A 14,037-nucleotide genomic window follows, 5' to 3' on the forward strand; every position below is an offset into this window, starting at 1 on the left:
TTTGGTGATGTGATGGGAAATTGTTGACAGTTCCATCCGAATCCGAGATTTTGCTGAAATCCAAAGCGCTTTGAAAACTTTGAAACCGTGACAAACGGCAGGCGCGTTGAACACTCGGGAGGAAACATCATGAAACGCAGTCTTTTTGCAGCAGCCGGCGTCTTGGCCCTGTCTGCTGGTCTTGCGCAGGCCGAAGGCGCGCTGACCTTTCCGGTCGGCGAGGGAGAGTTTAACTGGGAGAGCTTCGAGGCGCTGAAGGCAACTGACCTTTCGGGGGAGCATGTCACGGTTTTCGGCCCCTGGCTTGGCCCGGATCAGGAGCTTGTGGAAAAGGTCCTGGCATATTTCGCCGAAGCCACCGGTGCGGACGTGCGCTACACTGGCTCTGACAGTTTTGAGCAGCAGATCGTCGTCGATGCAGAGGCAGGCTCCGCGCCCAACGTCGCCGTCTTCCCGCAGCCGGGTCTTGTATCGGACATGGCCGCACGCGGCTTTATCGCGCCGCTGGGCAGCGAGACCGCCGATTGGGTCCGTGAAAATTATGCCGCCGGTGACTCTTGGGTTGATCTCAGCACCTTCACGGGGCCGGATGGCAACGAAGATGTCTTTGGTCTGTTCTACAAGGTCGATGTGAAATCCCTTGTCTGGTACGTACCTGAAACCTTTGAAGATTTCGGTTATGATATCCCCCAGTCGATGGAAGAGCTGAAAACGCTGACCGATCAGATGGTGGCTGACGGCAACACCCCTTGGTGCATCGGTCTGGGATCTGGTGGTGCCACTGGCTGGCCTGCAACCGACTGGGTTGAGGATATGATGCTGCGCACGCAGGAGCCGGGCGTCTATGACCAGTGGGTGTCCAACGACATCCCGTTCACCGATCCGCGTGTTGTGAATGCGATCGAAGAGTTCGGCTATTTCGCCCGCAATGATGACTACGTCTCCGGCGGGGCGGGGGCTGTGGCCTCCACCGATTTCCGTGATAGCCCCAAAGGCCTGTTCGCCAGCCCGCCGCAATGTCTGATGCATCGTCAGGCGTCCTTCATCCCTGCGTTCTTCCCCGAAGGAACGGAAGTCGGTCTGGATGCTGATTTCTTCTACTTCCCGGCCTATGAGGAAAAAGAGCTGGGCAGCCCGGTTCTGGGGGCAGGGACCCTGTGGTCGATCACCAACGACAGCAAGGGCGCGCGCGCATTGATGGAGTTCCTGAAATCTCCCATCGGGCATGAGGTCTGGATGGCGCAACAGGGCTTCCTGACCCCGCATAAGGGCGTGAACACCGACCTCTATGCGACCGATACGCTGAAGAAGATGGGGGAGATTCTGCTCTCTGCCGATACCTTCCGCTTTGACGCATCGGATCTGATGCCGGGTGGTGTTGGTGCGGGATCCTTCTGGACCGGTATGGTCGGCTATGCCGGCGGCACCCCTGCCGAAGAGGTCGCAGCAGAGATCCAGTCCTCTTGGGATGCTCTGAAGTAAGTCACCAACAGGGTCGGCCCCGATGGGCCGACCGCACTATCCCTGTTTCCGCCCTCGCAGACACGCCAATCTGCGCGTCCGCGTGACCTGTCGGATGCCTGTCCGGGGCCACGCTTCACCACAAAGGGAGATATCCCATGCATCCAGCCATTCAGGGCCTCTTGACCATCGCCTTTGGCGTTGGTGGGTGTGTCGGCTATTTCTACTTTTCCAATCTCGTGCTGGATCGGGTGATCTTTCCGGCACGCGGCGCGCATATCGCCCGCAATATCCGCCGCGCCAATATGATCCGGCCATGGCTGTTCCTGTTGCCCGCGCTGCTCGCGTTGGGGCTCTATCTGGCCTACCCGGTGGTTGAGACCCTGCGCCTGTCGGTTACGGAACGGGTTCCCGGCGGTGGATCAGAATTCGTCGGCCTTGCCAACTATCAGCAGATGCTGGCGGAGGCGAAATTCTGGGAGGCGCTCCAAAACAACTTTCTGTGGCTCCTCGTTGTGCCTGCGGCCTCGACCGCCTTTGGCCTGCTGGCGGCGCAGCTGACGGACCGCCTTGTTTGGGGCAATATCGCCAAATCGCTGATCTTCATGCCGATGGCGATTTCCTTTGTCGGCGCTGCGGTGATCTGGAAACTGGTCTATGACGCCCGCCCCGAAGGCACCGACCAGATCGGCGTTCTGAACGCGCTCTACATCTATTTCGGCGGCGACGGGCCGATGCAGTGGCTGACCATTCCCTTCTGGAACAGTTTCTTTCTGATGATGGTGCTGATCTGGATCCAGACCGGTTTTGCCATGGTGATCCTGTCGGCAGCCCTGCGCGGCATCCCGGAAGAAACCGTGGAGGCCGCCATCGTGGATGGGGCCGGGCCGTTTCAGATCTTCTTCAAGATCAAGGTGCCGCAGATCATGGACACCATCGTCGTGGTCTGGACCACCATCACCATCGTCGTGCTCAAGGTCTTTGACATCGTCTTTGCCATGACCAACGGCCAGTGGGAGACGCAGGTTCTGGCCAACTACATGTACGACAAACTGTTCCGCGCCAATGACTGGGGTGTCGGGTCTGCCAGCGCCATGGTCATCATGCTTCTGGTCCTGCCGATCCTGGTCTGGAACGTCTACAACGCCCGCCGCGAAATGCGCTGAGGAGAGACCGCGATGAATATGATTGCCGGAGAGAAACCTGCGCTGATCTGGGCCCTGCGCCTGTCTGTGGTACTGCTTGTGGGGCTGTGGCTGTTCCCGACGCTGGGGTTGTTGGCGTCCTCCTTCCGCACCTCAGATCAGATCGCAACCAGCGGCTGGTGGCGCGCGATGTTCCCAAGCGAGCAGAACCTGACCCTGCGCACCGATCCCCCCAGCACACAGATGCAGGAGGGCGACCTCTATGTGATCGAAGGGCGTCTTTTTGCCGAAGGCACCAGCAGCGAGATTTCCGCCTGGGGCACCTCTGCGCGTGAGCCTGCCGCCTATGACCCCGGCACCAGTGCAGAGCTGCGCCGTGGCGGCACCCTGACGGTTGCGGCAGATGGCGCCTACCGGCTGGAAAGCGTTGAGGAAATCAGCGGCAAACGCGGCCCCCGTGTGTTCGTCACCGCAACCGTGCCGCCGGAATTCACGCTGGAGAACTATGAAACCGTGCTCATCTCCGGCAATTCAACCGACAATATGGCCAAGGCGTTTTTCAACACGCTGACCGTCACCATCCCGGCAACCATCATCCCGATCCTTGTTGCGGCCTTCGCCGCCTATGCGCTGGCGTGGATGGAATTTCCGGGCCGCGCCCTGCTGGTGGCGGCCATCGTTGGCCTGCTGGTGGTCCCATTGCAACTGGCCCTGATCCCACTGCTGAAGTTCCACAATGAGATCGGCATCGGCAAGGGATACATCGGCGTCTGGATGGCCCACACCGGTTTTGGCCTGCCACTCGCGATTTACCTTTTGCGCAACTACATGGTCGGCATTCCCCGCGACATCATCGAAAACGCCCGCGTGGATGGCGCGACCGATTTCATGATCTTTGTGCGCATCATCCTGCCCCTGTCGTTCCCGGCACTGGCGTCCTTTGCGATTTTCCAGTTCCTGTGGACCTGGAATGACCTTCTGGTGGCGATGGTGTTCCTGATTGACGCGACCGGAGAAACCACGGTGATGACCAAGCAGATTGTTGAACTGCTGGGCACCCGGGGCGGCAATTGGGAGATCCTCGCAACCTCCGCTTTTGTCTCGATTGCGGTGCCGCTCGCCGTCTTCTTTGCCATGCAGAAATACCTCGTCCGTGGCCTCCTTGCAGGCTCGGTCAAGTGACGTGATCCGCAGGCCGGATCACACCGGCGCTGCCCTTATTCTAAGACTATGGAAAAACTGCCATGAACGCTCAAGCTCAACTCGACCCGGCACAGCTTCTCGCCGCTGACCCCGATTGGTGGCGTGGTGCGGTGATCTATCAGATCTACCCACGCAGCTATCAGGACAGCAACGGCGACGGCATCGGTGACCTCAGGGGCATCACCGAGCGCCTGCCGCATATCGCATCGCTTGGGGTGGACGCGATCTGGATCTCTCCCTTCTTCACCTCCCCGATGAAGGATTTCGGCTATGATGTCTCCGACTATTGCGACGTCGATCCGATGTTTGGCAGCCTGTCCGACTTTGATCAGTTGGTCGCAACGGCGCATGGTCTTGGCCTCCGCGTGATGATCGATCTGGTTCTGTCGCACACCTCTGACCAGCACCCGTGGTTCGGCGAAAGCCGCCAGAGCCGCGACAATGCCCGCGCTGACTGGTACGTCTGGGCCGACCCGCAGCCCGATGGCACACCGCCGAACAACTGGTTGTCGATCTTTGGCGGCTCTGCCTGGCAATGGGATCCCCGGCGTGAGCAGTATTACCTGCACAACTTCCTTGTCTCGCAGCCGGATCTGAATTTTCACTGCCCCGCCGTGCAGAACGCGCTGTTGGATGCGACCCGCTTCTGGCTGGAGCGTGGCGTTGACGGCTTCCGCCTTGATACGATCAATTTCTACTATCACGATGCAGAGTTGCGCTCCAATCCAGCCCTGCCGCCAGAGCAGCGCAATGCCACCATCGCCCCCTCGGTGAACCCCTATAACCATCAGGAACATCTCTATTCCAAGAACCAGCCGGAAAATCTGGCCTTCCTGGGCCGGTTCCGCGCGCTTCTGGATGAATACCCGGCAAAGGCCGCCGTGGGTGAGGTGGGCGACGCGCAGCGCGGCCTTGAGATCATGGGCAGCTACACGGCAGGCAGCACCGGTGTTCACATGTGCTACGCCTTTGAACTTCTGGCCAAGGATGTGCTGACGGCCTCCCGTCTGGCCGAGGTCTTTGCCGAGGTGGACCGTGTGGCCGCAAATGGCTGGGCCTGCTGGGCGTTCTCCAACCACGATGTGATCCGCCACAGCAGCCGCTGGGATCTCAGCCCGGAGGCGCAGCGCCTGTTCACCACCATGATGATGTGCCTGCGCGGCACCACCTGCATCTATCAGGGTGAGGAACTGGGCCTGCCGGAGGCGGATATCGCCTTTGAAGATCTACAGGATCCTTATGGCATTGAGTTCTGGCCCGAATTCAAGGGCCGCGACGGCTGCCGCACGCCGATGGTCTGGGAGCCTTCCAACGGTTCTGGTGGCTTCAGCGCGGGCAAGCCATGGCTGCCTGTCTCGCCCGAGCACCTGAACCTGAGCGTGGCCAGCCAAGAAACCGACCCGGACGCCATGCTGCACCACTATCGCCGTGCCATCGCCCTGCGCAAGGCGCATCCGGCGCTGGCGATTGGCACTCATGACCAGCTGCGGGCAGAGGGCAATGTTGCCTTCTTCATCCGACAGGACCGCGACGAGGTGATCTTCTGCGCCTTCAATCTGGGGGACACCCCGGCAGAAATCACCCTGCCGGAGGGCACATGGCGCAAGCCCGACACCGATATCGCCCTGGCCGACCTGCCGCAAAGCGGCGCCCGTGTCGCGCTGGCACCGTGGCAGGCCTGCCTCGCGGTGCGGGTCTGACAGAAACGACGAGCAGGGGAGGGACCAGTAGATGGCAAACCTGAAATTGACCAATGTCGCCAAGACCTACGGGGGCGGCGTCGAGGTCCTGAGAGATATCAACCTTGATATCAAACAGGGGGAGCTGATCGTCTTTGTCGGCCCCTCCGGCTGCGGCAAATCCACCCTGTTGCGGATGATCGCGGGGCTGGAGCGGATCAGCGGCGGCACGCTGGAAATCGACGATGCGGTGATGAATGATATTCCGCCCGCCCAGCGGGGCATCGCGATGGTGTTTCAATCCTACGCGCTCTATCCGCATATGACAGTGCGCGACAACATGGCCTTTGCGCTGAAAATCGCGAAGAAAAGCAAGCCAGAGATCGACGCCGCCATCGACCGTGCTGCCAAGATCCTGCAGCTTGAGCCTTATCTCGACCGCCTGCCCAAGGCGCTGTCGGGCGGGCAGCGGCAGCGGGTTGCCATCGGCCGCTCTATCGTGCGCGATCCGAAGGTTTATCTCTTTGATGAACCACTCTCAAATCTGGACGCGGCCCTGCGGGTCGCCACAAGGATCGAAATCGCCCAGCTGAAAGAGGCGATGCCGGACAGCACCATGATCTATGTGACCCATGATCAGGTGGAGGCGATGACGCTGGCCAGCCGTATTGTGGTGCTCGCCGACAAAGGCATCGCACAGGTCGGCACGCCACTGGAGCTGTACCAGCGACCGGAGAATGAATTTGTGGCCCAGTTCATCGGCTCACCTGCCATGAACCTGATCCCGGGCACCGTGATTGCCACCGGCCCACGGACCACCGTGCGGCTCAACAGCGGCGAGGAGGTCATGGCCGATATCCCCACGACCGACGCCGATCAGGGCCTCGCGGTGAATGTCGGCGTCCGGCCCGAGGATCTGGTCGAAACCGGCACAGGCGGCGCGCTGATCGACAGCCGCGTCGATATCGTGGAGGCCTTGGGTGAGGTTACGGTGCTCTACATCGCCGCAGGCGGGGGCAAGGATCCCCTGATTGCGAAACTCCCCGGCATTCACAAGGGGCTGCGCGGCTCCTCTGTACGGCTCTATGCCGATCCGGCCAGGCTGCACCTGTTCCACAAAGGCCAGTCGCTGCTTTATCGCTAAGGGGGTGCGCTATTTCTGCAGGACGGTACTGCGCCATTCTTCAAGGAAACGCGCCCGTTTCAGCCGGTCCAGAAACACCAGCAGCCCTGGTCCCATCTGGATCGGGCGCAGCGCGGCGGTGGGGCTGGTCTCGGCGGTGGCGTAGCGCGGGAAAGGATAGGCCGGATCGCGCCCATCGCCCCAGGCGGCGCGCAACAGGTGATCGATGAACGCCCCCGCCAGATCGGGCCGCTCTGCCCCCTGCAGCACCACAGCGGTGCGCAGCATCATATTGGTGTAGTCCTGCGGATCGACGATTTCGATCAGCTCCGCCAGATCGTCGCGCGCACGGGCATAGCTGCCCAGCACGTTATAGGCGATGGCCAGTTCCCCGCGCGCGACCGCCTCGATCATCTCACCGGAACAGCAATAGAGCCGCAAATCGAGACTGCCGAAAATCTCCATCATCCGCCAGAAACTCTCCGATGTGCGCAGATCCTGCGTCGCAAACATATAGCCAAGACCGCTTTTCTCCACGTCATAGGTGCCAATGCGGCCCCGGAACCGGTTCGGATAGCGCCGCAAGAGCGACATCAGCGCCTGACGGCTGCGTGGCATCTCCAGCCCGTCAAAGGCGGCCGGCGACAACACAATCGACGCAGGCTCCTGCGAGAAGGCAAAGACATGATCGCGCCAGACCGCCCAATCAGGGATCCGCAGCCGCCCACCGGGGGAATGCGCGCGGGTATAGCCATCATTGGCAAGCTTGGTCTGCAGATCCAGCGCCGAGGATACGGCAAGGTCAAAACCCGCGCCTTCCTCCACCACCGCGCGCATCAGCTCTGAACTGCTGACTGACACATAGTCCACCACTACCGTGGGTCGGGTGCGCAGAAAGCTCTCGACCAGCGGGGCTAGCAGATCGGTGTCCGTGGTGGACAGGACTCGCAGGATATCCGCGCTCGCCTCACCGGCAGTGGGGCCAAATCGGCGCTGATCCTCGACCTCAAACGCCTGCACGGCGAGCGCTGGCAGAACAAGGGCAAGAACCGCCAGACAAAATACGCGGATCAGGCCGGTCATGGCACTGGGAAATACAAGGAAACGCATGATCCCTCCCGTCTTGGGGATGCGGCAGGAGGTCCGCTGGTGGCTTGGCTTGGCGCGATCGTCAGCCGCCCGCCGTGGGCTTCCACCACCTCGCGCGCAATGGTGAGACCAAGGCCCGAGCCAATCGTCCCTTCAGCATTGGTGCCCCGCGCAAACCGTGCCGTCAGCGCATCGGTGTCGCCGCTGGGAAAACCGCCTGCCTCGTCGATAATGCTCAGCCGCAACTCTGCTCCCTCCTTGCGCAGGATGACCTGAATGTCGCTCTCGGATGGCGCATATTTGATCGCATTGTCCAACAGGTTGCGCACCGCGTTTTGGATCAGGATCGGATCCCCCGATAGCGCCGGTGTTTGCGGTAGGTCGGAATGCAGCGCGATGTCCTTCAGCTCCGCAATCGGACGGAGCCGGTTCAGCAGTTCCCGAGATAGCGCCCCCAGATCCACCTCTTCGCGCAGCAGGCTGTCGGTGCGAAAGGTCACCATTGCATGATCCAGCAGCTGCCCCGCCGCGCGGGAGCTTTCGTCGATGGCGCGGATCATCTCGCGCAGCGAGGCGCGGTTTTCGTCCCGCTCAACCCGCCTCAATGTGATCTCCGCCTGCGCACGCACCGTGGCCAGCGGGGTGCGCACCCGGTGGGCCGCCTCAGCAATGAAATCTTCCGACCGCGACAACGAAACCCGCAGCCGTTCAATAAACCGGTTGAGCGACGTCACCAGCGGGATCATCTCGGACGGCACCGGTCGGCGCACCGGGCGCAGATCCTTCGGCCCACGGCGCGACACGGCCTCGGCCAGTTCGGCAAGCGGGCGAATGCTGGATTGCGCAGCCCAGATCGCCAGAAACGCCGCAATCATAAAGAACCCCAGGCCAAGCTGCAGCGCGGTGCGCGTCAGCTCTGCCAATTGCGCCGCCTGTCCTTCGCGGGTCTGCGCCACTGAAATCACCACATCGGACACCTGACCGTTCAATGAGATCCGCCGCGCCAGCGTCACCATGCGGATGCTGTCGCCCTTGTATGGCGCCGTATCAAACCGCGGCTGCCCTCGTTGTGGCAGTAGATCAGACAGGGGCAGATCGCCGTAACCGGTCAGCAGCCGGTCATTCTGCGCGACGCGATAAAACACCCGGTCATCGCTGACGTTGCCCAGCATGGATAGGGCCGAATAGGGGATGTCGACTGTCACATCGCCCGACCGGACAGAGACCGAATCCATAATCGACGTGGCCGAGGCCTGAAGGATGCTGTCATGGGTGCGCTGCGACACATCCCGGGTGAAGACCAATACGATGAAAAACAACAGCGAGGCGAGAAACGCGGCACTGCCCACCAGCTGCAACGTCAACCGCCGCCTGATCGACCCGCTGGTCGGCAGCGCGCGGCTCATGCAAGCGACATCCGGTAGCCGAGCCCACGCACCGTAGTGATTTCCACATCCGCCCCGGCCAGATGCTTGCGCAGTCGCGCGACATAAACCTCAATCGCATTTTCCGAGACGTCTTCCTCATAGGAAAACAGCCGGTCCACCAGCTTGGATTTGGAGAAGATCCGGTCCGGCGCATTGATGAAAATTTCCAGCAAGCGCAACTCCTTGTTGCGCAGGGAGACGGTTTTGTCGCCCACCACCAGCGTGCCCGCCAGCGGATCAAACACCAGCGCACCGAATCGTTTCTGGTTGGAACTGCCGCCACCATGGCGCCGCAACACGGCCCGGCAACGCGCCTCCAACTCGGAAAAATCAAAGGGTTTGGTGATATAATCATCCGCGCCCAGATCCAGCACACCAACCCGGTCCGACACCTCGGAACGCGCAGTCAGCACGATCACCGGCGTCGTGCCCTCGCGGCTGCGATGGGACTTAAGAAAGCTGCGACCGTCCCCGTCTGGCAGCATAATATCCAGCAAAATCAAGTCATAATCCGCCGTCGCCGCATAGTCATCCGCCACCGCCAGATCGGGGGCATGGTCCACCACATGGCCATCCATCCGCAGTCGGTCTTCGACGGCGGAGGCCAGGCTCAGATTGTCTTCGACCAGCAGGAAACGCATGGGGATCTATCCATCAAAGGGGCGGACGGGCGACTGTGAAATTGAGTGTGACAGGTTTGTGTCAGCTTGCCGTGTTCCCTTTCAGTCATGAGCGGCCAAGCCGCCATTTGTCAAATGGGAGGACAAACAGATGAAAATGACTTTGACCCGGCGCGCCCTGATGGCCGTGACCGCTGCGACACTGGCCTTTGCTGCGCCGGTTTCTGCGGATGAGATGGTGGACAGCATCCACTTTCTGATCCCCGGCGGCGCAGGCGGCGGCTGGGACGGCACCGCGCGCGGCACCGGTGAGGCGCTGACCAAGGCGGGCCTGGTGGGCAATGCCTCCTTTGAGAACATGTCCGGCGGCGGCGGTGGCAAGGCAATCGGCTATCTGATTGAGAACGCCGAGAGCAACCACGGCACCCTGATGGTGAACTCCACCCCGATTGTGATCCGCTCGCTGACCGGTGTCTTCCCGCATAACTTTCGTGACCTCACCATGGTCGCAGGCACCATTGGTGATTACGCGGCCATCGTGGTGGGCAAGGACAGCCCAATCAACTCCATGTCCGATCTGATCGCCGCCTATCAGGCCGATCCGCGCAAGACCGCCATCGGTGGCGGCTCGGTTCCCGGTGGCATGGATCATCTGGTCGCCGCGATGGTGATGAAGGCCGCAGGCGAAGAGCCAACAGCGGTGAAATACATCCCCTATGATGCAGGCGGGGTTGCCATGGCGGCACTCCTCTCCGGTGAAATCGCGGCACTCTCCACCGGCTTCTCCGAGGCGATTGATCTCGCCAACGCAGGCGAGGTGAAAATCATCGGCGTCACCGCCGAGGACCGCGTGCCGGCCTATGCAGACGCCCCCACGATGAAAGAACAGGGGATCGACGCAACCTTCGTCAACTGGCGCGGTTTCTTTGGCGCCCCCGGTCTTCCGCAGGAAAAGGTCGACGCCTATCGCGCAGCCTTGGCCAAGATGTATGACACCCCCGAATGGGAAGAGGTCCGCGCCCGCAACGGTTGGGTGAACATCCACAACAGCGGCGATGATTTCGTCAGCTTCCTGGAAGGACAGGAAGAGGTCATCAAGAGCCTGATGCAGGAACTCGGCTTCCTCTAAGTCTGGCAGAGCAGACAGGCGTCCGGTCCGAGAGGTGCCGGGCGCCCGCCTCTGACGACAGAAACCGCTGGCGCGCATCTTCGGGAGGAGGCCGCGCCGCCGCTCAGGTTTCACTTTGAACATATCTCACCAAAGGGGGGAGAGCCCGATGGCGCTCGACCGATGGATCGCGCTGGTCATTCTCATGATCAGCCTCGCCTATGGCTACACGGCCTTTTTCACCATGGACGAAGGGCTACCGCCGTTCATGAAATTCAATGCCATCTGGCCCAGCACCTTCCCCAAGGGGCTGTCTGTCATGGCGGTGATCTGCGCGCTGATCATCCTGCTGTCGCCGCAGAAATCCGATGCGGGCCCAAAGGCCGGCGACATCGATTACCGACGTCTGCTGGATTACAAGCTGGGTCAGGCCACGGCACTTCTGGCGATGATGGTCCTCTATGCGCTGGCGCTGCGTCCGGTGGGGTTCCTGATCGCCACCGTTGGCTTTCTGGTGATCAGCGCCATGATCCTTGGCGAGCGCAAGCTGCATATCCTGATCCCCATCGCTGTTCTGGCGGCTGGCGTGGTCTGGTATCTGGTGCAGCAGGTGCTGGGCATCTACCTGCGCCCGCTGCCCTTCTTCTTGGGAACTGGGGGCTGATATGCTGGATGGTATTCTGATCGGCCTCAGCACGGCCTTTTCCTTTAGTAACCTCCTGATGGTGATCGGCGGCTGCCTCATCGGCACCTTTATCGGCATGTTGCCGGGTCTCGGCCCGATGAGCATCATTTCCATTATGATTCCGGTGGCGATCTCCATCGGTGATCCCTCGGCCGCGCTGATCCTGCTGGCGGGTGTCTACTATGGCGCCATCTTCGGTGGCTCGACTTCGTCCATCCTGATCAACGCGCCGGGTGTGGCCTCGACAGTGGCGACGTCCTTCGATGGCTACCCGCTGGCGCGGCAGGGCAAGGCCGGCAAGGCGCTGACCGTGGCGGCGATTTCGTCCTTCTGCGGCGGCAGCATCGGTGCTGTCCTGCTGATGATCTTCGCGCCCGCACTGGCCAGCGTTGCCCTGCTGTTCCACTCGGCGGAATATTTCGCGCTGATGGTTGTGGGCCTCTCCGCCATCGCCGCCTTTGCGGGGACCGGCCAGGTGGTGAAGGCGCTGCTGATGACTGTTCTTGGCCTAATCATGGCCACGGTGGGTGAGGGCGCGCTGTTCAATATGCCCCGCTTCACCATGGGCATTATGGATCTGCAATCGGGCTTTGGTTTCATAACCTTGGCCATGGCGATGTTTGCCCTGCCAGAGGCGCTGTACTTGGTGCTGGATCCCAGCCGCTCCAAGACCGAAGGCGGCAGCAATGAGATCAAGGATCTGCGCATCACCAGGGCGGAGGCGAAATCCATCGCGCCAGTGATTGGTCGCCAGTCGATTCAGGGCTTTCTGATCGGGGTGCTACCGGGGGCCGGGGCCACCATCGCCTCCTTCCTTGGCTACGCAGTGGAGCGCAATATCGCCCCGAAGGAGGAGCAGAAAGAGTTCGGCAAGGGCTCGATCAAAGGCCTCGCCGCGCCCGAAAGCGCCAATAACGCAGCCTGCACAGGTTCCTTCGTGCCACTGCTGACGCTGGGCATTCCCGGCTCCGGCACCACGGCGATCCTGCTGGGCGCGCTGATCGCGCTCAATGTCTCGCCCGGCCCGCGCCTGATGGTGGATGAGCCGGAGATCTTCTGGGCCGTGATCATCTCCATGTATGTCGGCAATCTGATCCTTCTGGTTCTGAACCTGCCGCTGATCCCCTATATCGCCAAGGTGCTGGCAGTGCCGCGCAACTACCTGATCCCCTTCATCTTCTTCTTCACGCTGATGGGGGCCTATATCGGGCAGAACAATGCGACCGAACTGCTGATCCTTGTGGGTCTCGGGATTTGTGCCACGGTGCTGCGCTTTGCCGACTATCCGCTCGCGCCCCTGCTGATCGGCTTCATTCTGGGCTCAATGCTGGAGGATAACTTCTCCCGCTCGATGCAGCTCTATGATGGGCTGGGCTTCCTGATGGAGCGCCCGATGACCATCGGCCTGCTGGGGCTGGCGGCCCTTCTGGTGATCCTGCCCAGCTACCGTGCCCGCCGTGCGCGGCTGCGCCAGCGCGGTGTGGCCGACGGCGATTGATAGCCGCCATGGAAACAGACCATCGGGGGCGCTGCGGCGCCCCTGTTTGTTTGACCGCTCAGCCCAGGATCAGCAGCCACAGCCAGACCGTCAGGATACAGGATCCCGTAGCAATCAGCACCGAGGAGGCCGCCACCCGTTTCGCGCGCCCATACATGTTGGCAAAGATATAGGCGTTGAACCCCGGCGCCATCGCGGCATTCAGCACCGCAGAGCGGAACAGATCCGGCTGCACCTTCAAGGCGCTGCCCATGCTCCAGACCAGCGCCGGATGTACCATCAATGAGATCGCGCAGACAAAGCCGATGGCGCGCAGATCTCCTTCGGGGCGGTATTGCACCAGCACCCCCCCAAGCGCAAACAGCGCCGTCGGCAGGGCCGCCCGAATGACCAGCGACAGGGCCTCATCCACCGCCTGCGGAATCCACAGGCCCGAGAGGTTGACGACAAACCCCAGGGCGATGCCGAGGATCAGCACATTCTTGAACATGGCGCTGAAAACCGATCTCACCGTAGCAAAGCCGCCCGCGCCCTTGTTGCGCACGATCTCCATCACCGTAATGCCCAGCCCGTAGCAAAACGGCGAGTGAAAGGCGATGATTGCATAGTTGCCGGTCAGATTGTCGGCACCATAGGCACGTTCCGTGATCGGCAGGCCCAGCAGAACCGAATTGGAGAACAGGCAACAAAAACCTATCGCCACGCAATCTTCCCAGTCGCGTTTGAAAATCAGCCGTGCGCCAATCATGCCAAGGCTGAAACAGATCGCGGCGCCGGTGTAGAAGCTGATCAGCAGGCGCGGATCAAAACTCGCCGACAGGTCCAGCGTCGCAATGGCGCGAAACAACAGGCAGGGGATGGCAAAGCTCTGGGTGAATTTCATCAGCCCATCGACATGGCTGGCCTGAAAATATCCGCGACGGGTGGCGACATAGCCCGCACCGATGACCAGAAACACCGGCAGGATGACATCAATCAGGCTCTGAAACATGATGTGCC

Annotated in this window: 12 protein-coding genes; 8 read left to right on the forward strand and 4 right to left on the reverse strand. The window is 61.3% G+C overall.

What is annotated here, in order from left to right; genetic code table 11:
* The first annotated feature begins 129 nt into the window (after positions 1-129).
* The 5 genes from J4721_RS00470 to J4721_RS00490 all read left to right on the forward strand — a co-directional run bounded on the left by J4721_RS00470 (position 130) and on the right by J4721_RS00490 (position 6,632).
* Positions 130-1,482 (forward strand): ABC transporter substrate-binding protein, encoded by a 1,353-nt coding sequence (locus J4721_RS00470; RefSeq protein ID WP_211001857.1) that lies wholly within the window; start codon positions 130-132, stop codon positions 1,480-1,482.
* Between the two features lie 137 nt (positions 1,483-1,619).
* Positions 1,620-2,627: a carbohydrate ABC transporter permease gene (locus J4721_RS00475; protein ID WP_014873902.1), complete on the forward strand. Its 1,008-nt coding sequence runs from the start codon at positions 1,620-1,622 to the stop codon at positions 2,625-2,627.
* 12 nt (positions 2,628-2,639) lie between these two features.
* A complete protein-coding gene (locus J4721_RS00480; protein WP_211001858.1) occupies positions 2,640-3,788 on the forward strand; it encodes a carbohydrate ABC transporter permease in 1,149 nt (382 codons plus the stop codon).
* Positions 3,789-3,850: 62 nt separating this feature from the next.
* A complete protein-coding gene (locus J4721_RS00485; protein WP_211001859.1) occupies positions 3,851-5,509 on the forward strand; it encodes an alpha-amylase family glycosyl hydrolase in 1,659 nt (552 codons plus the stop codon).
* 31 nt (positions 5,510-5,540) lie between these two features.
* On the forward strand, positions 5,541-6,632 hold the full coding sequence (locus J4721_RS00490) for an ABC transporter ATP-binding protein (protein WP_014873905.1): 1,092 nt from the start codon (positions 5,541-5,543) through the stop codon (positions 6,630-6,632).
* A 9-nt stretch (positions 6,633-6,641) separates the two neighbouring features.
* On the opposite strand, the gene J4721_RS00495 is transcribed toward J4721_RS00490, so the two are convergent.
* Genes J4721_RS00495 through J4721_RS00505 form a run of 3 tightly spaced genes read right to left on the reverse strand, consistent with a single transcriptional unit; the run spans position 6,642 to position 9,768 of the window.
* A complete protein-coding gene (locus J4721_RS00495; RefSeq protein WP_102883140.1) occupies positions 6,642-7,721 on the reverse strand; it encodes an ABC transporter substrate-binding protein in 1,080 nt (359 codons plus the stop codon).
* Positions 7,691-9,106: a sensor histidine kinase gene (locus J4721_RS00500; protein ID WP_061048189.1), complete on the reverse strand. Its 1,416-nt coding sequence runs from the start codon at positions 9,104-9,106 to the stop codon at positions 7,691-7,693. Before J4721_RS00500 ends, J4721_RS00495 begins: the two co-directional genes overlap by 31 nt.
* A complete protein-coding gene (locus J4721_RS00505) occupies positions 9,103-9,768 on the reverse strand; it encodes a response regulator transcription factor (RefSeq protein WP_014873908.1) in 666 nt (221 codons plus the stop codon). Before J4721_RS00505 ends, J4721_RS00500 begins: the two co-directional genes overlap by 4 nt.
* Positions 9,769-9,898: 130 nt before the next feature.
* On the opposite strand from J4721_RS00505, the gene J4721_RS00510 reads away from it, so the two are divergent.
* The 3 genes from J4721_RS00510 to J4721_RS00520 all read left to right on the forward strand — a co-directional run bounded on the left by J4721_RS00510 (position 9,899) and on the right by J4721_RS00520 (position 13,038).
* Positions 9,899-10,876 (forward strand): tripartite tricarboxylate transporter substrate binding protein, encoded by a 978-nt coding sequence (locus J4721_RS00510; protein WP_014873909.1) that lies wholly within the window; start codon positions 9,899-9,901, stop codon positions 10,874-10,876.
* 148 nt (positions 10,877-11,024) lie between these two features.
* Positions 11,025-11,519, forward strand: a complete 495-nt coding sequence (locus J4721_RS00515; RefSeq protein WP_061048187.1) for a tripartite tricarboxylate transporter TctB family protein — start codon at positions 11,025-11,027, stop codon at positions 11,517-11,519.
* Between the two features lies 1 nt (position 11,520).
* Positions 11,521-13,038, forward strand: a complete 1,518-nt coding sequence (locus tag J4721_RS00520) for a tripartite tricarboxylate transporter permease (RefSeq protein ID WP_014873911.1) — start codon at positions 11,521-11,523, stop codon at positions 13,036-13,038.
* Positions 13,039-13,096: 58 nt separating this feature from the next.
* Here J4721_RS00520 and J4721_RS00525 read toward each other — a convergent pair whose 3' ends face one another.
* The gene (locus J4721_RS00525; protein WP_102848750.1) at positions 13,097-14,029 is read right to left on the reverse strand and encodes an AEC family transporter; all 933 of its coding nucleotides are present in this window, start codon (positions 14,027-14,029) and stop codon (positions 13,097-13,099) included.
* Positions 14,030-14,037 lie beyond the last annotated feature (8 nt).

Origin of the sequence: Phaeobacter sp. HS011, assembly GCF_018101215.1 — a bacterium.
GTDB lineage: Bacteria > Pseudomonadota > Alphaproteobacteria > Rhodobacterales > Rhodobacteraceae > Phaeobacter > Phaeobacter inhibens.

What these genes read in the sequence shown, in the direction of transcription:
- J4721_RS00500 (WP_061048189.1), bottom strand. Translation starts at nt 9,106, where the DNA reads ATGAGCCGCGCGCTGCCGACCAGCGGGTCGATCAGGCGGCGGTTGACG.
- J4721_RS00515 (WP_061048187.1), top strand. Translation starts at nt 11,025, where the DNA reads ATGGCGCTCGACCGATGGATCGCGCTGGTCATTCTCATGATCAGCCTC.
- J4721_RS00505 (WP_014873908.1), bottom strand. Translation starts at nt 9,768, where the DNA reads ATGCGTTTCCTGCTGGTCGAAGACAATCTGAGCCTGGCCTCCGCCGTC.
- J4721_RS00470 (WP_211001857.1), top strand. Translation starts at nt 130, where the DNA reads ATGAAACGCAGTCTTTTTGCAGCAGCCGGCGTCTTGGCCCTGTCTGCT.
- J4721_RS00475 (WP_014873902.1), top strand. Translation starts at nt 1,620, where the DNA reads ATGCATCCAGCCATTCAGGGCCTCTTGACCATCGCCTTTGGCGTTGGT.
- J4721_RS00485 (WP_211001859.1), top strand. Translation starts at nt 3,851, where the DNA reads ATGAACGCTCAAGCTCAACTCGACCCGGCACAGCTTCTCGCCGCTGAC.
- J4721_RS00495 (WP_102883140.1), bottom strand. Translation starts at nt 7,721, where the DNA reads ATGCGTTTCCTTGTATTTCCCAGTGCCATGACCGGCCTGATCCGCGTA.
- J4721_RS00520 (WP_014873911.1), top strand. Translation starts at nt 11,521, where the DNA reads ATGCTGGATGGTATTCTGATCGGCCTCAGCACGGCCTTTTCCTTTAGT.
- J4721_RS00525 (WP_102848750.1), bottom strand. Translation starts at nt 14,029, where the DNA reads ATGTTTCAGAGCCTGATTGATGTCATCCTGCCGGTGTTTCTGGTCATC.
- J4721_RS00480 (WP_211001858.1), top strand. Translation starts at nt 2,640, where the DNA reads ATGAATATGATTGCCGGAGAGAAACCTGCGCTGATCTGGGCCCTGCGC.
- J4721_RS00510 (WP_014873909.1), top strand. Translation starts at nt 9,899, where the DNA reads ATGAAAATGACTTTGACCCGGCGCGCCCTGATGGCCGTGACCGCTGCG.
- J4721_RS00490 (WP_014873905.1), top strand. Translation starts at nt 5,541, where the DNA reads ATGGCAAACCTGAAATTGACCAATGTCGCCAAGACCTACGGGGGCGGC.